This window comes from Anoxynatronum buryatiense, assembly GCF_900182905.1.
Lineage (GTDB): Bacteria > Bacillota > Clostridia > Peptostreptococcales > Tindalliaceae > Anoxynatronum > Anoxynatronum buryatiense.
The window spans coordinates 195979-217810 of sequence record NZ_FXUF01000002.1; the positions used below are offsets into that span (position 1 = coordinate 195979).

Sequence of the window (21832 nt, forward strand, 5' to 3'; positions counted from 1 at the left end):
TTGAAAGGAGGGAGAGACACAACGAATGGATGCACAATGGATAAAGCAGGCAATGGAATACCGGCAACTGGTGGACGTCCTCATGTCCGATAAAGAGCATGCAGATTTGGTGCTCCATGGCGGGCAGGTGGTCAACGTACTCACTGCTGAAATTTATGAGGCTGACCTGGCCATAAAAGGGAAATACATCCTGATGGTGGGAGATGCACAGCAACTCATTGGACCGGAAACCATTACCGTTGATGTAAGGGGTCAATACCTGGCTCCTGGTTTTATTGATTCCCATATGCATTTTGAGAGCAGTATGCTGACCATCACTGAGTTCTCCAGGCTGTCCATTCCTTCTGGAACCACCACACTGGTGGCAGATCCTCACGAAATCGGCAATGCACTGGGGCCGGTGGGAATGAAAGCCATGGCCGATGAAGCAGGACTGGTTCCCAATCACGTTCATTTGGTGGTGCCTTCACTGACACCGGACTGCCCGGGCCTTGAGACTGCCGGATATGATGTCAGCTCCAAAGATATGGAAGATTTGCTGAATTATCCCAATGTCATCGGCATCGGCGAACTCCAGGGTTTCAGCAATGCAGCCCATGTCTACCGCAACACGGCAGACATTGTGACAGATCTGCTGGCTTCCACCATTTATGCCAAAAGCATTGGTAAAATGGTGGACGGCAATGCACCGGAGCTTTTTGGCGCAGAACTGGCGGCCCACATTATTGCAGCCGGTGGCAGATGTTCCTGTCATGAGACCACCACAAAGGCAGAATGTGTGGAAAAACTGCGTCAGGGTGTCTATGTCTTCATGAGAGAAGGATCGACTCAGCGAAACATGGCTGAGTGCATTCGAGCTGTCACAGAGGACGGGCTGGATTCCCGCCGTTGTATTTTGGCCACTGATGATATGGTGGCAGAAGATCTAGAAAAGCTGGGCCATATGAACGAAATCGTGAAGCGAACCATCGCAGAGGGTGTCGATCCGGCGATGGCCATTCAAATGGTAACCATTAATCCCGCCAGTTATTTTGGATTCCAGGACAGAGGTGTACTGGCGCCTGGCATGCTGGCAGATGTGGCGGTCATCAGCGACCTGCATCAAATGAAAGTGGAAGCAGTCTTTTTGGAAGGCCGTCTGGTGGCATCACAGGGAGAACTTCTGATTGATCTGCCGGAATATACCTATCCTGAGAGTGTTAAAAATTCAGTGAAACGTGAACCTCTGGTGGAAAAAGACCTGGCCATCGCCAGTCAATCCCAGGAGGCCCGGGTGCGCTGCATCGGGCTTATTCCAGATCAAAACTTATCTGAAACGCTGGAGTTCACCCTCCGCACCCAGCAGGGAACGGTTATGCCCGATGTGCGTCAGGATGTGCTTGAAATTGCCTGCATTGAGCGTTACGGCAGAAATGGCAGCATCGGAAAAGCTTTCGTACAGGGATTTGGTCTGGAGCAGGGAGCTTTTGCAGAGAGTGTGGCCCATGACACCCATAATATCATGGTGGTGGGTACCTGCCTGAAAGACATGACAGCAGCAGTAAATAGGGTGATTGAAATGGGTGGCGGTATAGCCGTGGCAAAGAACGGCCGGATTATTGACGACATGCGGCTGCCGGTGGGCGGTCTCATCACTGATGAACTGAACGGTCATGAAGTCAGCCGTAAAATTTCTCAACTGGAGCAAACGGTTAAAGAACAACTGGGTTGCAAGGTGCATGCACCTTTCATGCACCTTTCTTTTCTTGCCCTGTCCACCAGTCCCAAATGGAAAATCACCGACCAGGGATTGGTTGATGTCAATAACTTTACCATTTTGCCGCCGGTGATTGAATAGCGGCAATCAAGGGCTGATGTGAAGATCTTTTCCGACCGGCGACGGAACAGGATCTTCGCACCGGCCAGAAGATAATGGCGCAGATGTACAGGGAACAACACGAACTGCAAAAAAAGGAGGCGTCAATGTGAGTTCAAACGGAACCAGTCAGACAGGTTTTCTTGAAAAGACATTTAAATTGAAAGAACACCATACTGACACAAAAACCGAGATTCTGGCAGGCATTACAACGTTCATGACCATGGCCTACATTCTCATTGTTAATCCCCTGATTCTGTCGGATGCAGGAATGGATTTCGGTGCGGTTTTCACAGCAACAGCTTTGTCCTCAATCATCGCAACTCTAGTCATGGCATTTTATGCCAACTATCCATTTGCGCTGGCTCCCGGTATGGGGCTGAACGCATTTTTTGCCTATGGCATTGTTCTGGGCATGGGGTATTCATGGCAGATGGCTTTGGCAGCAGTTTTCATTGAAGGGATTATTTTTATTCTGCTGACCATGTTCAATGTTCGTGAAGCAATTGTAAAAGCAATTCCGCTGAATCTGAAACATGCAGTTTCAGTGGGTATCGGACTCTTCATTGCTTTCATCGGCTTAAAAAATGCTGGTGTTGTTATCGCCTATGAAGCAACCATCATTTCACTGGGGGATATGACTTCACCGGGTGCAATTGTTGCTCTTTTGGGTCTTGTGATCACAGGAATTCTGCTGGCCAAAGGGATTCGGGGAGCGCTGCTCATCGGTATTTTTGCCTCCACCATCATTGGAATTCCACTGGGATTAACCCAGCTGCCCAGTCAGTTTATTTCAGCTCCCCCATCACTTGCACCGATTCTCTTCCAGTTTGATTTCTCTCGCCTTTTCTCTCTGGATATGGTGATTATACTCTTCACCCTGTTATTTGTGGATATGTTTGATACGCTGGGAACCCTGGTAGGAGTAGCTTCAAAAGCCGATATGCTTGATGAAACTGGAAACCTTCCCAAAGCGAAGCAAGCACTCTTTGCTGATGCAGTGGGAACCACTGCTGGAGCCTGTCTGGGAACCAGCACAGTCACCACTTATGTTGAAAGTGCCGCCGGGGTGGCCGAAGGTGGGCGTACCGGTTTAACGGCACTTTCCACAGCGGTAATGTTCGGAGTGGCTTTGTTATTGTCGCCTCTGTTCATCATGATTCCCGGTGCTGCCACAGCGCCGGCACTGGTATTAGTAGGATTGTTTATGATGTCTCCCATAAACAAAATAGACTTGGATGATTTCACCGAGTCAATTCCTGCCTTTCTGACCATCATTATGATGCCGCTGACTTTTAGCATTGCAGACGGGATTGTGTTCGGGATGGTTTCCTACACAGCTCTTAAAATTTTAACCGGAAAAATGAAAGATGTTTCCCTGATCATGATTGTGCTCTCCATTCTTTTCATCATCAAATTTGCACTGGGATAACCTAGGTCAGACAACCTGACAGAAACCCGATGCCCTAAGGATCATACCGATTCTTAGGGCATTGTCCCATCATCCTTTAATGTCAGCAGGTTTCAGTGCTGCCGGTACCGTCAGCTTGTCCCGAAGATTAAACTGAGCTGTTGCAATGGAAGAGGACCACTTTTATCCGTTGCAACAGCTGAGTTTAATCAATTGAATCCAATTACGAAAGGAGCACCACCGAAGATGAAACGACTGCTGATTCGTGACGGTCATATTGTCACCATGAACCAACAAAAAGAAATCATGAAAGGCGATCTGCTGATTGAAAATGATCGCATTACTGCCATAGCTCCCCGGTTGAATGTTGATGACTGTGAAGTGCTGGAGGCTGGAGGCATGACGGTCATTCCCGGCTTTATTCAGACGCACATTCACTTGACACAAACCCTGCTGCGGGGGCAGGCGGATGATCTGGAACTGCTGGACTGGCTGAAGAAGAGGGTCTGGCCCCTTGAAGGATCCCATACGGCCGAGTCCAACTATGTATCGGCAAAGCTGGGGATTGCAGAGCTGATTAAGGGCGGCACCACCGCCATCATTGATATGGAAACCGTGCATCATACGGAATCTGCCTTTGAAGCGTTGCTGGAAACCGGTTATCGGGCCATATCAGGCAAGTGCATGATGGATTACGGCAATGGCGTACCTGCATCACTTATGGAAAAGACCAGCGATTCCATTAATGAAAGTCTCAGGCTCATGAAAAAATGGCATGGCACCGGAGGCGGGCGAATTGATTACGCCTTTGCCCCCCGGTTTGTGGTGTCCTGCACCGAAGAACTGCTGGTGCAGGTAAAGGATTTGGCAGCTGAGTATGGTGTGATGGTTCATACCCACGCTTCAGAAAATCGGGGTGAAATTGAACTGGTACAGCGTGATCGTGGAATGCGTAATATTCAGTATCTAAAGCATCTGGGACTCACGGGCGAAAACCTGATTTTAGCCCATTGTATTTGGCTTGACGAAGAAGAAATGCAGATTCTGGCAGACACCGGCACCAAAATTGCCCATTGTCCTTCCAGTAATATGAAACTGGCCTCGGGCATTGCCAAAATACCGGAGCTGATGGAAATGAATGCGCAAGTGTCTCTGGCCGCCGACGGTGCGCCCTGCAATAATAATCTGGACATGTTCCGGGAAATGCGTCATGCCGCTCTGATTCAGAAGGCCCGCTTGTTAAGCCCCACGGTGATGCCGGCAGCCACCATTTTTGAAATGGCAACAATGGGCGGTGCCAGAGCCATGGGAAAAGAAAGGGAGTTGGGCAGTCTGGAGCCAGGCAAAAAAGCGGATGTGGTGCTGGTGAAGATGGACACACTGCACAATGCCCCCTGGGAATCTGGAGACCCTGTTTCCCAGCTGGTCTATTCTGCTACGGCGGCCGATGTGGATACCACCATTATCAATGGAGAAATACTGATGAAGAACCGGCAGTTAACCACCATCAACGAAGCAGCGTTGAAAGATGAAGCTAACCGCCTCATTAAGGAACGGATCACCACTGCGGGTGTTGTCAAGTAATGTGACCAGAAAGAAGCAATGGTTGAAAGGGGAGATATGCATTGGTTCAGAAAGTCTACCAGGTACATGAAATACAACAGGCGCTCGAACTGTTGCACCAGCATACCCATCAGGCAAAATTACTGGCGGGGGGAACTGATTTAATCATAAAAATGAGGGAGGGGCATGTGAACCCCGCTGTACTCATTGATATCTCATCCATGGATAAAACGCGTATCATCGAAGTACAGGGGCAGGAAATCCACATTGGAAGCACTGCTACTTTCAGTGAAATTCAGGAACACCCTCTGTTTCAGAAGGATCTAGGCGCCATTGCCGCAGCTGCCCGGTCAGTGGGATCGCCTCAGATCCGAAACCGTGCCACCATTGGGGGTAATATCTGTAATGCCTCTCCTGCAGCCGATTTGCTTCCCCCCCTCTTGGCAATGGAAGCCATGACCGTTTTGAGATCAAAGGAAACAAGCCGTCTGCTGCCCTTGTCGGATTTCCTCGTCGGCAAGGAAAAAACAGCCCTAAAATCGGAAGAAATGCTGGAACGGGTATGGTTCCGAAAACTGGAAGACAGATCAGGGCTTGGTTTCAGCAAACTGGGCATTCGAAACGCTCTGGCCATTGCCCGGCTCTCCATGGCGGTATATCTGAAACTGGACGCAACGGGTCGCTGTTTGGAAGCTCGGGTGGCCAGTGGTGCTCTTGGGCTGACAGCCCAGCGGGAAAATGAAGTGGAAGCCTTCCTGCAGCAGCAAGTGATTGACGAAACAATCATTGATCAGGCAGCACAGGTACTGGAAAAGACAACTGCCCAGCGATTGGCCGGCAGAAGCACACTGCCGTTTAAGAGACAAGCGGTGCAGGGTGTCTTCCGGGATGCGCTGTCTCAGGCGTTGAAAACCTCATTAAGGAGGGAACAGTCATGAAAACGATTCAACTGACGGTTAACGGTAAAGAAATGACCCTGACAGTGGAGGCAGATCAGCGATTGTTGGATGTGCTTCGCAATAATCTGAAGCTCACTGGCACCAAAGAAGGCTGTGGAGAAGGTGAATGTGGCGCCTGTACGGTAATCATGGATGGGGCCATCGTCAATTCATGCCTGGTGATGGCGTTTCAGGCGGATGGGAAATCCATTCAAACCATCGAAGCCCTCGACAGTGAAGATGGATCACTGCATCCCATTCAGCAGGCTTTTCTGGAAGAAGGAGCCGTTCAATGCGGTTTTTGCACACCGGGAATGGTGCTTTCTGCCAAAGCATTGCTGGACAAAAACCCCACTCCATCAAAAGCTGATATTCAGGAAGGTATTTCCGGAAATCTCTGCCGCTGCACTGGCTATCATAAAATTGTGGAAGCCGTTGAAAAGGCTGCCGACACCATGAAAGAAGGGGGAGAGAGCCATGGCACTGCGCGTCGTGGGACAAAATGAAATCAGAGTGGATGGAAAGGCAAAGGTCACTGGAAAGGCCCTTTACCCTGAAGACATCTACATGGACAACATGGTATTTGGAAAAACCCTGCGTTCCAACCGCCCCCATGCTCATTTCACCCTGAATCTGGAACAGGCGTCTCAAATGCCGGGGGTGCTTCGCATCTTCACAGCATCAGACGTGCCTCATAATGCCCATGGCGTTCTTTTCAAAGATCATGAAGTGATCTGCAGGGATAAAGTACGGCGGGTGGGAGACCCCATGGCTTTTGTGGTGGCAGAAACAGAAAAAGAAGCCACTGCCGCTCGGGACGCCATTCAGGTGAGCTACGAAGATCTGCCAGCTGTCTTTGACCCTGAGGAGGCATTGAAGCCGGGAGCTCCATTGGTACATGAACAGGGAAATTTGGTTTATCGTTTCAAGTTGCGCCGTGGCGATGTGGCAGCAGGGTTCCAGGAGAGTCATGCCATTGTGGAACAGGAATACCGGACGCCCATGGTGGATCATGCCTTTCTTCAGCCAGAGTCAGGACTGGCCTACATGGAAGAAGATGAGCGGGTGGTGGTGTGCGCCGCCACCCAGTATCCCCATTTTGATCAGCTGGAAATAGCAGAAGCCCTGGCGCTTCCAACAGAACAGGTGAAAGTGGTGAATCCGGCGGTGGGTGGAGCCTTTGGCGGCCGGGAAGATGTGACCATGCAGATTCATTTGGCATTGGCGGCTCAACATCTGAAACGGCCGGTGAAGACCACCTACAGCCGGGAAGAGTCTTTCTATGCTCACAGTAAACGGCATGCCATGGTGATGCGCCTGAAAACCGGCGCCGACAGAGAAGGCAACCTGCTGGCCACTCAGGTGACCATCTATTCAGATACTGGTGCTTATGCCTCCTGGGCCATTAATGTGTTGCGGAAAGCAGGGGTGCATGCCACCGGCCCCTATGTGATTCCCCATGTGCATGTGGACGGCTACAGCGCTTACACCAATAACCCCTATGCAGGAGCCATGCGGGGCTTTGGGGCGACACAGATTCCCATTGCCCATGAAATGCAGATGGATGCACTGGCAGAGCTACTGGGGATCAGTCCCCTGGAAATTCGTTTGAAAAACGCCTTCGTACCAGGTTCTGTGACTGCCACAGGCCAAACCCTCTCTGAAAGTGTACCGCTGGTGGAATGTTTGGAGGCGGTGGCAGAAAAATTGGGCTTGAAACAGAGTCTTCGGGAGGTGTCACCATGAAAAAAAAAGGAAAAGGGATAGGATGCACCTTTTATGGTACTGGCTATGGGAATGGTTTTCCGGATGTTTCCCGATCCATCGCCCAACTGGAACGGGATGGATCAGTGACTGTTTACGTGGGGGCCACTGAGGTGGGACAGGGGGCCAAGACTGTCTTGAGTCAAATCGCTGCGGAAGTGATGGCGCTTCCCTTGTCGGGCATTCATTTCGTGTGTGAAAATACTGATGAAACCCCGGATGCAGGGACAGCAGCTGCCAGCCGCCAGACCTACAACACCGGTAATGCCATCAAACGCACTGCCGAATTATTGCTCAAAGAAATGAAAGTAACGGCAGCCCGGCACTGGGGGGTATCAACACCCGGCCGTATTTCCATGGATTCAGGAAAGCTGGTTCATCCTGAAAATGCTGCTGCAACGCTCAGCTACCGGGAAGTTGCCATGATAAAGGGACAGGAACTGCTTCGGGTGGAAGACAGCTTCACCGCCATGACCACCCGGCTGGATGATGAAACCGGTCAGGGAAACCCATACTGGCCCTATACCTTCAACGTATATGGTGTGGAAGTGGAAGTGGATACAGATACAGGTAAAGTCTCAGTGGTGAAAGCTGTCTGTGCCCAGGATGTGGGACGGGCCGTGAATCCCAAACTCATTGAAGGGCAGATGGATGGTGGATTTGCCATGGGGCTGGGGTATGCGCTGATGGAAGATGTGAACCTGCAGCAGGGCCATATGAAGCATGACCGCTATTCCAATTATCTGATTCCCACTGCCATGGATTTGCCCGACTTGGAAAAAATCATCGTGGAAGCGCCTGAATCCACCGCACCCTTCGGGGCAAAAGGGATTGGCGAGCCAGTGATGCTGGGGGTGGCGCCGGCTATTTTAAACGCCATCTATGACGCAGTTGGTGTTCGGATGACGGAGATTCCAGTGACGCCAGACCGGTTGCTGGTGGCACTCAAGCAACATGAGGGGAAGGAAGGGATCTGATGAAAACGGCGCTGAAAAAACGCATTGATGTGGCTGCCGGCCGGGAACCGGCAGACCTTGTTCTTAAAAACGCCCAAATTATCAATGTGTTCACGTCAGAAATCGTTAAAGGTGACGTTGCCATCCAAGACGGCCTGATCGCCGGCATCGGCAACTATCAGGGCCGGGAAACGCTGGACCTGGAATGGGCCTATCTGTCACCAGGACTCATTGACGGTCACGTTCACCTTGAATCGGCCATGGTGGCACCTGCGGAGTTTGCCCGGGCAGTGGTGCCCCGGGGGACCACTGCCGTGGTGGCAGACCCCCATGAAATTGCCAATGTGGCGGGTATTCAAGGCATACGCTACATCCTTGAGGCCACCAAAGAACTTCCTCTGGATGTTCGGGTGATGCTGCCTTCCTGTGTACCGGCCACTTCCTTTGAAAATGCAGGGGCGGTTCTGAAAGCTGACGATTTGGCACCTCTCTATGGCGAAGAACGGGTGCTGGGACTGGGAGAATTAATGGATTATCCCGGAGTGGTTGGGGGAGAGGCAGCTATTCTGGATAAAATTGTGGGCGCCGGCGACCGGGTGATGGATGGTCATGGGCCCATCATTGAAAAAAAGGAGCTGAATGCCTATGTGACAGCAGGTATTCAGACCGAACACGAATGCTCCACGGCAGATGAAATGCTGGAACGCCTGCGTCTGGGCATGTATATTCTCATTCGGGAAGGGTCAGCTGCCAGAAATCTGAAAGAGCTGGTGAAAGTGGTGAATCGGGAGAACCTGCGGCGCTGCCTGTTTTGTACCGACGATAAGCACCCTGAAGACCTGCTGCAGCGAGGTCACATCGACAATAATCTGAGAATGGCTGTGGAAGAAGGTATTGATCCTGTGGCCGCCATACAGATGGCTACCATCAACGCTGCAGAATGCTATGGGATGAAACGGGTGGGAGCGGTGGCACCCGGATACCGGGCCGATCTGGTGGTTTTTGACAATCTCAGGGACTTTAATGCACAAAAGGTCTTTCGGGAAGGCAAACTGGTGGCCCGTGACGGAAAAGCCCTCTTTGAGTCAGGACCTCAGGGAAACAACATGGTCAGTCAAACGGTTCATTTACCGCCACTGACAGCAGAACAGCTGAAATTGGCGCTTTCATCAGACATTGTTCATGTGATCCAGTTGCTGCCCCACAGCCTGGTCACCCGAAAAACCGTGCGAAAAGTCAATGTGGAAGAAGGCTGCTTTGCCTATCACCGCAGCCTGGATATACTGAAGATGGCCGTTATTGAACGCCATCATGCCACCGGACAGATTGGACTGGGTTTGGTGGAAGGCTTCGGGCTGAGGCAGGGGGCCATTGCCACCACCATTGGGCACGATTCCCATAATCTGATTGTGATTGGTGACAACGATGCCGACATGCTTCTGGCTGTCGAAACCATTCGACAGGCAGGTGGCGGCATTACCCTTTGCAGCCAGGGGGAGGTCCTGCAAACTCTTCCCCTTCCCATTGGAGGACTCATGTCAGACGCACCCCTGGAAGAAGTGAACCGGCAACTGATGGCGATGCTCCGGCTGGCCCATGAAAAACTGTGCGTCAGCCACGACATTGATCCTTTTATGACGCTGTCTTTTCTGGCGCTGCCGGTGATTCCGGAAATAAAACTGACAGATATGGGATTGTTTGATGTCAACGCTTTTGCTTTCATGGATATTCACGTTAAGGAGTAAGCGTCAGAATCAAAGGGGCGATGATGATGGCCTTGAGAGACTTGCTCAATCTGCAACAGGCAGACATCCCTGTCATCTCCTTTGTGGGCGCCGGCGGTAAAACCACCGCCATGTTCACATTGGCGGCAGAACTGCGGGCTGCGGGGAAGGCGGTGATGGTGATCACCACCACCGCCATGTATGTTCCCCAAAAAGAACCTGTGGATCATCAATGGATCCACCCCACACTGCTTCCACGCTGCTTCCCCATTAAAATGGAAAATGGGACTGTCCATCCGCAAATCATGGTATGGGGAAGTGGGATTCAAAGGGGTGACTCCGGTGGTGATAAGCTGACAGGAATTTCGCTGGACGCAGTCAGCAGATGGATGGAAGATCATTCAGGCGTGCCGCTGCTGGTGGAAGCCGATGGTTCCCGAAAGAGGCCTGTGAAAGCACCGGCAGATCATGAACCGGTGATTCCTGTGTCAACAAAGATGGTGATTGGTGTCATTGGATTAAATGCAATGGGTGCACCGGTGAGCGTTGAAAGCGTTCACCGGCTGGACCCCTTTTGTCGTGTGACAGAGAGTCAGCCAGGTGACGGGATTTCAGTTGATCATCTGAGACGACTGATCTTTCATGAAAAAGGACTCTTTAAAGATGCTCCGCCTGCTGCGGCGAAAATCGTCCTGCTCAACCAGGCAGATACGGTACAACGACGTCTGATGGCGGCTAACCTGGCTGAACAGGTGATGAAAAGTGACGGTGGAGTTCAAGGCGTGGTGACGGCACAGCTTCATCCCACAGAGTACCGCTTATTATGGGGGGGAAGGCGATGATTTCTGCCATATTGCTGGCATCGGGATATGGGACCCGCATGAAGCAGCCCAAGTTATTGTTACCGGTGGAGGGGGTTCCCATGATCCGCCGGGTGGCACAGGCAGTGAAGGCCTCCTGCGTCGATGAAAGTTTGCTGATTTATCGGGAAAACCAGGTAAAAGAGGCAGTTGCCGAACTGGTGAGCCGGTCAGTTTTTAATCCAGGGGCTCATCAGGGTCAGAGTGAGGCCATCAAGCTGGGAATCCGGCACCTTCACCCTGCAAGTCATGCCTGTTTTTTTGTCATGGGAGACCAGCCCCTGATTCGGCCTCAGATTTTCAATCAACTGATTCAGGAACATGAGCAGCAGCCTCAAAAGATTATCGTACCCGTCTACCAGGGTAAACGAGGCAGCCCTGTTCTTTTTCCATCCGAATTCTGGCCCCTGCTGATGCAACTGTCAGGAGACCAGGGTGGGCGGGTATTGCTGGAATCCCATGGTGAATCAGTGATCATGGCGAATGTTGAAGACGCTTATTCCGGAAAAGATGTGGACACCTGGGAATCATATGTGGACCTCACGGAGAAACTGAAGTCAGAAAAATGATGAAAAGTTGCTAATCCCGTGAAGTTAACTGCCTCTTTCGCTTCTTCTGAAAACGCCTCTTCAGAAAAAGAGCACTCATGATTGCAGACAGGGAGAATAATACAAAAAACACATGTGGCATGTGGCATAAAATGATATGATAAGTCATGATAGTATGAGGTTTGGATGATGAAATCATGATAAAATGCGGTGATAGTGAGGTCAGTGACGACGACGGAAGCAGTCCATGGGAGGCAGGGCTATTCGCATGGGCAATAAACAGGGAGGTGCATTGATGAAACCGGTAAAGATCGTGGTATTGGATGGCTACGCATTGAATCCGGGAGATCAGGACTGGGAGCCGCTGGAGAAGTTCGGAGAACTGGTGGTGTATGAGCGAACAGGGTACGATGCGCACGAATCTCAGGCTCTCGTTGTGGAGCGGGCCCAGGGAGCACAGGTGCTTTTAACCAATAAAACACCCCTGACAGCCCAGGCGATGGAACAGCTGCCTGATCTTCAATACATTGGCGTGCTGGCAACGGGATATAATATTGTGGATGTGACAGCTGCAGAAAAGCAGGGGGTGGCAGTGACCAACATTCCCACCTATGGAACCGCAGCGGTGGCACAAATGACCATCGCACTCCTGCTGGAGATGTGCCATCATGTAGGCGATCACAGCCAGGCGGTTCACGCCGGTGAATGGTCACAGAACCCTGACTGGAGTTTTTGGAAATTCCCCTTGATTGAACTGGATGGAAAGATTCTGGGACTTATTGGTTTTGGAAGAATCGGCCAGGCAGTGGCACGCATTGCTCAGGCACTGGGAATGAAGGTGCTGGTTCATACCCCGCGGCCTGACAAAGCAAAGGAATCAGAAAGTCTGACCTTTTCATCGCTGGAATCGCTTTTTCAACAGTCGGATTTCATCAGCCTCCACTGTCCCCTCTTCCCTGAAACCCGGGGAATCATCAATCAGAAAAACATTGAGTTGATGAAGCCTTCTGTGCGCATCGTCAATACTTCCAGAGGGCCGTTAATTGTCGAGGAAGATCTGGCAGAAGCCCTGAGTAAGGGCCGTATTGCCGGTGCCGCCCTGGATGTTGTCTCTGCTGAGCCAATCGGGGAAGATAACCCATTGTTAAAAGCACCCAATTGTCTGCTCACCCCACACATTTCCTGGGCCCCCATTGAAGCGCGCAGGCGGTTGATGGCGCTGGCAGCTGCAAATCTGAAACATTACCTGGCAGGAGATCCCATTCATTTGGTGAATCATCCTGTTTTCAGGGAGAGGTGAAAAAATGCAACGACTGTTAAAGATACTGTCAGTCTGCTTCATGATGCTGATCTTGTTACTTCCGGTTCAGGCCCATGGAAATGCCGGCCCTGTTATTTATAATGAAGATCCGGTGTTTTCCATCATGGCCGACAATGAAAGCAAACTTGCCGTTATTGAAGAAGATCTGGTGATTGATTTAAGCCAGGAAGGCCGTTTTACGGCTCATATAACAGCCACCTACCGCATGCAGAACCAACAAAATGAGGAACTGCGGCAGGGAATGTTGTTTCCTTTCACCTCGGTTCATGGACATGCTTCACTGGAGGATGTCGTGATTCAGGTGGACGGTGAATCCATTCCTGTTGAGGCGCATCATCTCTTCAATCTTCCCATGAATCACTACATGCGGGGTGACGGATCGGCCTACGAAGAATACGTGCAGCACCTTCAGGCAACCACACTGGATGAAATCATCGAAGTCATGAAAAATAAAGGTGATCTGCCCACAACATCTGAAAATAAGACTGACAGCGGTGAAATTCACGTGGGTGCATTTGCCTATGACGTTGACTTTGCCCCTGGCGAAGTCCGGGAAATACAGGTACAGTATACAGTCAGAACCTCTCAGGATCGTTCTGAGACGGTGAAGTACAGCTCGCTGGTGGCCTATTTTCTTCGTCCGGCTTCCAGATGGCAGTCTTTTGAAGACCTGACTGTCACCGTTATTCCCCATGAAGAGCAGCCATTTTTATTGGCAAGCAGTTTGCCCCTTGTCTATGATCGGGCAGCAGAACGCTATTCAGGCTATTTTGAAACGCTGCCAGATCAAGACCTGGTTTTCAAAATGTATCATCGCCAAAAACCGGAATCAGGGTTGCTGAGGATTCTCAGCAACCCCTATATCCTTCTGTTGATTATACCGGCAGCATTGGTACTGGCTGTGCTGATTTTGGTGACGGTGGTGGTGTTGATGGCAATGAAGAAAAGCAAAATGAACCTGCGGGACTAAATGCTACTCAATGGATAAATCGCCCACCAGTACCCCGATAATTTCACCCGTGCCGGCCTTGATTGGAACAGCCAGTGAAACACAGTAGTGATAAGTGGCACTAGAGATATAGGGGTCTGTGACAAAATCACGCCCTGCGATGGCTTCAATAAAATATGGTCGATGACTGTATTCAAGGGGCTCATCAGGCAAATCAATGTTAGCGGCCACCATCAGGCCGCTTTTTTCAATGAGTCCGATGTTTTCAAACTGAGCGTTTTTCATCTGAACCTCTTTCAGCAAAGGAGAAGCTTTGGAAAGTGGAAGTTGTTGCTTCGCCACCTGACCTGCTGTTTCTCTTAACACTTTAAAATCACCATCGATTCCTTTTCGCTGGTCTGCATTTAACTCAACATTTCCGATGAAAGTATTCAAATAGGCGTCGATGCTTTCCGCATCTTCGTGCATTCGGTGAATGCCTTCCATGACTTCGTGCATTAAAGAAGATTGTTCTTCTGCTGAAGCAGACACTTCCTGCGTAAAGGCAGCGGCATTTTCCGTACTGGCGGCAATGTGATCCATCAGCTGACTGGTGTGCTGGGACAGGTCGGCTGTATCGGAAGCCAGCAATTTTATGTCATTGACTGCAGAAAAAGTTTCCTGGGTGGAAGACAACACTTGTTGAAAAGAAGCTTTGGAGGCATCAGCAAAGGCAATGTCCTGAGCGGTTTTTTGGGCAGCGGCACCGGTGGAACCGGCAATTGTCTCGATGGAAGTCGTGATGCCGTCAATAAGGGTCTGAATTTCAGAAGTGGATGTTGCGGTTTGTTCTGCCAGTTTGCGCACTTCGTCTGCCACCACGGCAAACCCCCTCCCATGCTCACCGGCCCGGGCTGCCTCAATGGCCGCATTCAGCGCCAAGAGATTGGTGGTTTCGCTGATCCCGGAAACAACGGCAGAGATCTCATAAATACGACGGGCTTCCTGTTCCAGTGCAGTGATCTGATGAGTCACCTGCTGGTTTGCCGTTGCATTTTCGTTCATTTTTTGAATAAGTGCTTCGAATACCTGACTGCTTTTCTCGACGATCTGAATCATCCCCTGGGCAGTCTGCAGCGTGGTTTCTGCATGCTGGTTGATGGCGTCAACTTTTTGAATCATATGGCTTGTTGTGGTGCGCGCCTCTTCCAGTGACTCGAACTGCTTGGAAGCGTTCTCTGCCACTTCATTGATGGACACGGCAATTTCCTGGGAGGATTGCTGTGTTTGACGGATGTTGCTTTGCAGTTCATCAGACAAGACAAAGAGTTTTTGTGACATGGCGGCCATTTCAGATAGTATTTTTTTGGTGTTGAGGGACAACTGGTTAATGTTGCGGCTCAACTCCCGGGTGGTGCCAGTCCCTTTGATGCGGTGGGCTAACCGACCCTGGGTCAGCGGCTTGATTTCTTTCATGAGAAGCCGGGCTGCTTCATGCTGCTGCCGGTTAACTGCCAACAGCAGTAAAATTGTCAGGGAAGCAGTGCTGAGATTCAGCAGCGAACCTGGTTGCAACAGTAAAGTCGTGGCGAAGGCGATGAGGGCAATTAATGCGATGACCAGCAGGGGATTGATTTTTTTTCTCTCCATAGGAAACCTCCTTGAATAGATGTCTTGATAAGATATTCGACAGTAACGGAGAATCTCCTGCTTTGTTAAAAATGAAACATTTAAAATCGTTTAATAACATGAGCCAAAAACCAAGCGTACATGACACGATGAAGTCATTTGTGAAAAAAATGACGGCAATTATTCAAGTGGTGATTGCGATTTTTATCTAAACGCGATTTCGAACAATAATAGAAGTCCTTTGATAACACATCATTCAAGATTGTTAAAAGTCAAAAAATCTATTATTCATCAAAACGAGCCATATCAATCACGAGAAGAGCAATAAAATAAATTGCGCAAATATTGAACGACTTTGCAATTGACAGAAAGTGCCGATGGTGGTAAATTGGAATGAGCCTAGAGCTATGCATCAATGTATATAAACAAAGGAGGAGTACTATGAATTTAATGAAAAAGAGAATGTGGATTAGTTTACTGGTGGTGGGAGTGTTGTTGTTGACCGCTTGCGGCGGTGGAGGAGCATCTGCCCCTGCTGCACCGACAGAGTCGGACATACCCGATGAGGAAATGGGTGAAATTGTTCCTTCCATCACACTGCTCAGTTCATTGCCGGAAGCCAACATGGTGAACTATGAAATGGCCGAGGAAATTGCCGAAGAACTGCGCCTGCTGGGTGTGGACGCTGTGGCACAACCCATGGACTTTGCCGTATTGCTGGATGTTTTGTATGGAGAAGACAGTGATTTTGACGCTTACACCATTGGCTGGTCTGGCCGTGTGGAGCGCTTGGATCCTGACATGTTCATCCACTCCATTAATCATTCCGATAATGCTGAACCAGGCGGGAACAACACCAACCGTTATCGAAATCCGGCATTTGATGCTCTGGCTGACGCCCAGCGTCAGGAAATGGACATCGACGCACGTCGTGAGATTGTGTTCGAAGCCCAGGAAATTCTTGGACAGGATGTACCACAGGTAACCCTGTACTCCAGAGCCAACATGCAGACATACAACAAGGAATTATTTGCTGATGTCATCAATATCCCTGGTGAAGGTCTGTTTAACGAATGGACTCCCTTCTCCATCAGACCGCTGACAGACAAAACAGTACTTACAGTGGCCAGTAACGTCAATATTGACGACATTAACCCCTTAAGCTCAAAAAGTGTCTACGGATGGCGTAACCTGCGCCTTATCTACGATAAGCTGGTACGCTTGTCACCGGAAATCGAACCTGTACCATGGGCAGCTGTGGGCTGGGACGTGGTGGCTGATGACGTGATTGATGTTGAACTGCGCCAGGGAATGACTTTCCATGACGGTGAGCCCGTGACCGTGGAAGATGTGAAGTTCTCCTACGAACTGTTTATCAACGAAAACGTGGAGTACTTTGCTTCCTTCCTGACACCCATCGACACCATCGAAATCATGGATGAAAACACCGTGCGTTTCAACCTGAAATACGCTTACGCACCCTTTATCACCAACACATTGGCACAAATTCCCATTTTGCCCATGCACATCTGGGAAGACATTGAAAACCCGGTACAATATCCCAACATGGAAGCCATTGGCAGTGGTCCCTTCAAAATGGAGCGTTTCCAAACGGGTGAAGAATTAGTGGTTTCCCGTTTTGATGACTATTTTGAACAACCCATCATCGATGGTTATATCTTCCAGATCTTTGCTTCACCTGAAGGCGTACTGACTGCTCTTGAACTGGGTACTGTGGACATTGTTTCTTATGACCTGGTACCGGCTCACACCGAACAGATTTCCAACAATGAAGGTGGCAAGTATGATCACCTTGAGTTGACAGAAGCCCAAGACATTGGTTTCTTCTATCTGGGAATGAATCTTGACCGCGCACCTTTCAACAACAAGGCATTTCGTATTGCTGTGGCCCACGTCACAGACTACGATCTGGCTCTGGATGTACACCTGAACGGTTACGGTGCCCGCGGCGGCGGCGGACTGGTGATTGTGGAAGCCAACGAGTTCTGGCATAATCCGGATGCCCTTATTTACGACACCTATGACCCAGAACGGGCCAGAGAAATCCTGGCAGAAGCCGGCTTTACCTGGGACAGCGAAGGCCGTCTGCGTATGCCGGTGGAATAGGCTGACTTCTCCAAGGAATCAACATAATCAGTATGCATAAAAATTAACAAACATAAATAATCAGACAAACATGAAAGCCGGAAAAAGCGGCTTTCATGTTTTGTCTGGCATTACATGCATTTAAGCATTGAAAACCACGATAGAAAGAAGGAAGGTGAAAGCTTGTTAGGTTATTTTGCGAGACGTTTGGCAGTGATGCTGTTAATGATTTTTCTGGTTTCCACCATGATTTTTTTCCTGTTTCGCACCATGCCTGGTGATCCCACGGCCTTTGTGGTTGACCCGTCCATTCCAGCTGAAGCAAGGCAGCAGCTACTGGAGCGCTACGGGTTGCATGACAGCCTGTGGGTGCAATACCAGGTGTTTATGAAAGACCTGGTGAAACTTGATTTTGGCGATTCTTTCTTTTACAATCGGCCAGCCATGGAAATCATCGGAGAAAAGCTGGCAGCCACGCTGATTCTCATGCTCACCGCCATGGTGTTTGCATATGTCATCGGTATTTTTGGAGGTGCCTGGATGGCTTGGAAACGGGGTACCCCACTGGAATCTGTGGGCATTACCATATCCCTCATCTTCCGGTCGGCACCCACCTTTTGGGTGGGGCTGATGGTGATTTTGCTATTTTCAGTACGTCTGGGCTGGTTCCCGGCGCAGGGGATGCGCACAGCTGGTACCGGCGGCGGCACATTCTCAGAAGTATTCTTAAACACAGACTTTCTTAAACACCTGGTGCTGCCTGCTCTGGTGGCCGGGTTATACTTTGTGGCAACACCCCTGCTGATTATGCGTAACAGCATGCTGGAGGTTATGTCGGAAGACTACATTGAAATGGCCAGGGCCAAAGGCATCAAAGAGCGCATTATATTGTATCGCCACGCTGCCCGAAACGCCCTTTTGCCTGTTGTCACCGCTGGAGCCCTGTTCATTGGTTCTGCCATTGGCGGGCAGGTGCTGATCGAAGTGGTATTCAGCTGGCCGGGTTTGGGACGGGAAATTGTTACGGCTGTTACCCGACACGACTATCCCCTGGCCCAGGGCTGCTTTATCATCATTTCTGCCATGGTTATGTTCATGAACCTGGTGGCAGACATGCTGTATGCAGTGCTTGATCCACGGATTTCATACAAATAATCAGCGAAAAGAGGTGAATGCATGAGTACGGCAACCCTTCATAAAAAAGCAAACAGCCAGAGCGTTATTCGGCTCTTTTTCAAAAATCTAAAACGGGATAAACTGGCCCTGATCGGCGTCGTGTTGCTGGTGTTTTTCATCGGCGTAGCTGCTTTTTCCGACATCATTGCCCCTTATGGGCCCCGGGACAGACATTATAATGAAGATGGAAAAATCAGACGCCTTGAAGCTCCATCAGCGGCTCACCCCTTTGGAACCACCGATGTGGGGCGTGATATATACTCTCAGGTGGTACTGGGAACCAAAACCGCATTGACGGTGGGGATCCTGGCAGCGCTGCTGGTTACCGTGGTGGGGTCCGTCGTGGGAATCATCGCAGGTTACTATGGTGGCTGGGTGGATACCGTCATCATGCGGGTGGTTGACTTTTTCTATGCCATTCCATTTATCCCCTTTGTCATTGTCCTGTCAGCAGTTCTGAAACCCAGCATCTGGAATATTATTTTGGCAGTTTCCCTGCTCTCTTGGCGAACAGTGGCACGTCTTGTGAGGTCACAGGTACTGTCCATTGCCAAAAGACCCTTTATCAAGGCAGCACGGGTGGCTGGTGCCAGCAATCCACGCATCATGTTTAAGTATGTTTTGCCCAATGTGGTGCCACTGATCATGCTGGAGATGGCCTTTATGGTCAACTGGGCCATTGCAGCAGAAGCCAGCATTGCTTTCCTGGGGTTTGGTGACCCTACTGTGCCAAGCTGGGGCCAGATTCTCCACATCGTATTCACGACGGGTAACTCACGTGTGGCCTGGTGGTGGATCACCGCACCCGGTGTGGCTATTGTCTTACTGTTACTATCCATCTTCTTTGTGGCAAGAGCCCTGGAAGAAGTGGTTGATCCCAGATTAAGGAGGCGATAACCGTGACCCTGTTGGACGTTAAAAACGTAAGCATTGAATACACCACTGAAGCCGGTGTGCTGAAAGCGGTGGACGACGTCTCCTTCAGCCTGGAAGTGGGCGAAAGCGTGGGCCTGGTTGGCGAAAGTGGCTGTGGCAAAACCACCCTGGCCAAATCCATCATGCGGTTACTGGCCAAAAACGGCAGCGTCAGCACCGGCCAAATGCTGTTCAAAGGTGAAGATTTGGTGACCAAATCTGATGAAGAAATTCGCCAGCTGCGGCTCAATGAAATCGCCATGGTGTCCCAAAGCGCCATGAACGCCCTGAATCCGGTGTATACCGTGGGAGATCAGCTGGTGGAAGGCATCATGACCCATACGAAAATGACAAAAAAAGAAGCCACTGACCGGGCCATCGAGGTATTTCGTATGGTGGGGCTGGAGGCCAAGCGTCTGAAAAGCTTTCCCCATCAGATGAGCGGCGGAATGAAGCAACGGGCCATTATTGCCATGGCCTTAACGTTGAATCCATCTCTCATCATTGCCGATGAACCCACCACCGCCCTGGATGTGGTCGTGCAGGACAGGATACTGCAACAGATCATACAGATTCAGAAAGAAATCAACAGCTCCATGATCCTCATTACCCACGATATTTCCGTTGTTTCTGAAACCTGCGAAACCATCATTGTCATGTATGGTGGTAAAGTCATGGAAAAAGCACCCACCCGGATCTTCTTCAAAACCCCGGCACACCCCTATTCTTTGGGGCTGAACAATGCATTTCCCAGCATTCATGAAATTGGCGAAGAGCTGATCTCCATCCCCGGCGCACCGCCAAACCTGATGGATGAACAGAATGGCTGCCGGTTCCAGGAGCGCTGCCCCTTTAAGACAGAGACCTGCGAAACCAAGGTACCTGAACTGGAAGAAGTGGCGCCGGGTCATTTTTCGGCCTGTCATTACAATGATCAAGTAGAATCTTTCCGGGAAGCCTGCAAAAAGAGGGAAACCTGGGAACTGGTGCGGGATCGCATGATTGAAGAGAGAAAGCGGGGTGTGTCGTAATGGGAACACCTTTGATACAGATCAAGGATCTGAAAAAGTACTATCCGGTGAACAAGGGTTTGAAGGACATGTTCAGCAAAGAAAAAGTATTTGTCAAAGCCATTGATGGGATTGACTTGACCATTCATAAAGGGGAAATCCTGGGACTGGCCGGTGAAAGCGGCTCTGGTAAAACCACGACAGGTGAAATTCTGGTGCGCCTTCAGGATGCCACCGAGGGCAGCATCACCATCGACGGACATCCTCTGGATGTGAAGGATGGAAAACTGAAAAAAAGCTTCCGCAAGGAAGTGCAGATGATCTTTCAGGATCCCTACGAAACCCTAAATCCCCGGTTCAATGTCTTCGACACCATTGCCGAACCCCTGCGGATTCATGGCCTTCGGGATAAAAAGGTCTTGTATGAAAAAGTGATAAAAGTGCTGGAAATTGCTGAGTTGAAACCGGCAGAGCATTTTATCTTCCGTTATCCCCACGAATTGTCCGGTGGTCAGCGTCAGCGGGTGGCCATTGCCCGGGGCATTGTGGTGGAGCCGAAGGTACTGGTGGCAGATGAGCCCGTATCCATGCTGGATGTATCCATCCGGGCTGATATTCTCAATCTCCTGAAACGGTTGCGTCAGGATATGGGCCTTACCATGCTGTATGTATCCCACGACCTTTCCACCATCAAATACCTGTGCGACCGCATTGCCATCATGTACCTTGGAAAAATCATGGAAATTGGCCCCGTGGACGAAGTCGTGGCCAACCCCCGGCATCCTTACACCCAGGTGTTACTGTCTGCAGTGCCGGTGGCTGATCCTGACTATCAGAAAGAACGGATCATCATTGATGATGAGGCACCGGATCAGATCAATCTGCCGGTTGGCTGTCGGTTCAGCCCCCGGTGTCCCTTTGCCCAGGAAGCCTGCACACGCTGCGATCACAGCTTCACTCAGGTGGGCGAAGACCACTATCATGCCTGCATTTTTGAAAAAGAAGCCTTGAAACCCCGGGGAAGCTCATCCGTTTAAGCACTTAAACCGCCTGTTTTGGTGAATGCGGGTTCTCACCTTTTCGAAATAGTAATGACAAGATTTCTAAGATTGCCCGTTACCGATCCCT

Annotated in this window: 18 protein-coding genes; 17 read left to right on the top strand and 1 reads right to left on the bottom strand. The window is 50.3% G+C overall.

Annotation, left to right across the window (positions count from 1 at the left end; translation table 11 throughout):
• Window positions 1-25 precede the first annotated feature (25 nt).
• The 12 genes from ade (QOL74_RS03645) (at window position 26) to QOL74_RS03700 (ending at window position 13910) form a co-directional block, all read left to right on the top strand.
• On the top strand, window positions 26-1837 hold the full coding sequence (gene ade, locus QOL74_RS03645; protein WP_283408079.1) for an adenine deaminase: 1812 nt from the start codon (window positions 26-28) through the stop codon (window positions 1835-1837).
• Between the two features lie 127 nt (window positions 1838-1964).
• Window positions 1965-3287: an NCS2 family permease gene (locus QOL74_RS03650; RefSeq protein ID WP_283408080.1), complete on the top strand. Its 1323-nt coding sequence runs from the start codon at window positions 1965-1967 to the stop codon at window positions 3285-3287.
• 225 nt (window positions 3288-3512) lie between these two features.
• Window positions 3513-4850, top strand: a complete 1338-nt coding sequence (locus tag QOL74_RS03655; protein WP_283408081.1) for a 5'-deoxyadenosine deaminase — start codon at window positions 3513-3515, stop codon at window positions 4848-4850.
• A gap of 41 nt (window positions 4851-4891) precedes the next feature.
• Window positions 4892-5767 carry an FAD binding domain-containing protein gene (locus QOL74_RS03660; protein WP_283408082.1) on the top strand — a complete coding sequence of 292 codons (876 nt, stop codon included), beginning with the start codon at window positions 4892-4894 and terminating at the stop codon, window positions 5765-5767.
• Entirely contained in the window at window positions 5764-6273 is a 510-nt protein-coding gene (locus QOL74_RS03665; RefSeq protein ID WP_283408083.1) for a (2Fe-2S)-binding protein, read from the top strand. Before QOL74_RS03660 ends, QOL74_RS03665 begins: the two co-directional genes overlap by 4 nt.
• Window positions 6245-7513, top strand: a complete 1269-nt coding sequence (locus QOL74_RS03670; RefSeq protein WP_283408084.1) for a xanthine dehydrogenase family protein molybdopterin-binding subunit — start codon at window positions 6245-6247, stop codon at window positions 7511-7513. Before QOL74_RS03665 ends, QOL74_RS03670 begins: the two co-directional genes overlap by 29 nt.
• The gene (locus QOL74_RS03675) at window positions 7510-8508 is read left to right on the top strand and encodes a xanthine dehydrogenase family protein molybdopterin-binding subunit (RefSeq protein WP_283408085.1); all 999 of its coding nucleotides are present in this window, start codon (window positions 7510-7512) and stop codon (window positions 8506-8508) included. The genes QOL74_RS03670 and QOL74_RS03675 overlap by 4 nt, the downstream gene beginning before the upstream one ends.
• Complete coding sequence (gene ade / locus QOL74_RS03680) at window positions 8508-10232, top strand: adenine deaminase (protein ID WP_283408086.1); 1725 nt, start codon at window positions 8508-8510, stop codon at window positions 10230-10232. The genes QOL74_RS03675 and ade (QOL74_RS03680) overlap by 1 nt, the downstream gene beginning before the upstream one ends.
• A gap of 26 nt (window positions 10233-10258) precedes the next feature.
• Window positions 10259-11053: a selenium cofactor biosynthesis protein YqeC gene (gene yqeC, locus QOL74_RS03685; RefSeq protein ID WP_283408087.1), complete on the top strand. Its 795-nt coding sequence runs from the start codon at window positions 10259-10261 to the stop codon at window positions 11051-11053.
• Window positions 11050-11640 carry a nucleotidyltransferase family protein gene (locus QOL74_RS03690; RefSeq protein ID WP_283408088.1) on the top strand — a complete coding sequence of 197 codons (591 nt, stop codon included), beginning with the start codon at window positions 11050-11052 and terminating at the stop codon, window positions 11638-11640. Before yqeC ends, QOL74_RS03690 begins: the two co-directional genes overlap by 4 nt.
• A gap of 274 nt (window positions 11641-11914) precedes the next feature.
• On the top strand, window positions 11915-12919 hold the full coding sequence (locus QOL74_RS03695) for a D-2-hydroxyacid dehydrogenase (RefSeq protein ID WP_283408089.1): 1005 nt from the start codon (window positions 11915-11917) through the stop codon (window positions 12917-12919).
• 4 nt (window positions 12920-12923) lie between these two features.
• A complete protein-coding gene (locus QOL74_RS03700; protein ID WP_283408090.1) occupies window positions 12924-13910 on the top strand; it encodes a hypothetical protein in 987 nt (328 codons plus the stop codon).
• A 3-nt stretch (window positions 13911-13913) separates the two neighbouring features.
• On the opposite strand, the gene QOL74_RS03705 is transcribed toward QOL74_RS03700, so the two are convergent.
• Window positions 13914-15518, bottom strand: a complete 1605-nt coding sequence (locus QOL74_RS03705) for a methyl-accepting chemotaxis protein (protein ID WP_283408091.1) — start codon at window positions 15516-15518, stop codon at window positions 13914-13916.
• 420 nt (window positions 15519-15938) lie between these two features.
• Here QOL74_RS03705 and QOL74_RS03710 point away from each other — a divergent pair, with 420 nt between their 5' ends.
• From QOL74_RS03710 to QOL74_RS03730, 5 genes are all read left to right on the top strand, one after another.
• Window positions 15939-17624 carry an ABC transporter substrate-binding protein gene (locus QOL74_RS03710; protein WP_283408092.1) on the top strand — a complete coding sequence of 562 codons (1686 nt, stop codon included), beginning with the start codon at window positions 15939-15941 and terminating at the stop codon, window positions 17622-17624.
• 162 nt (window positions 17625-17786) lie between these two features.
• Window positions 17787-18758 (top strand): ABC transporter permease, encoded by a 972-nt coding sequence (locus QOL74_RS03715; protein ID WP_283408093.1) that lies wholly within the window; start codon window positions 17787-17789, stop codon window positions 18756-18758.
• Window positions 18759-18779: 21 nt separating this feature from the next.
• Window positions 18780-19676, top strand: coding sequence for an ABC transporter permease (locus QOL74_RS03720; protein WP_283408094.1), 897 nt, complete (start codon window positions 18780-18782; stop codon window positions 19674-19676).
• A gap of 2 nt (window positions 19677-19678) precedes the next feature.
• On the top strand, window positions 19679-20725 hold the full coding sequence (locus QOL74_RS03725) for an ABC transporter ATP-binding protein (RefSeq protein WP_283408095.1): 1047 nt from the start codon (window positions 19679-19681) through the stop codon (window positions 20723-20725).
• Entirely contained in the window at window positions 20725-21741 is a 1017-nt protein-coding gene (locus tag QOL74_RS03730; RefSeq protein WP_283408096.1) for an ABC transporter ATP-binding protein, read from the top strand. The genes QOL74_RS03725 and QOL74_RS03730 overlap by 1 nt, the downstream gene beginning before the upstream one ends.
• The last annotated feature ends 91 nt before the right edge of the window (window positions 21742-21832 follow it).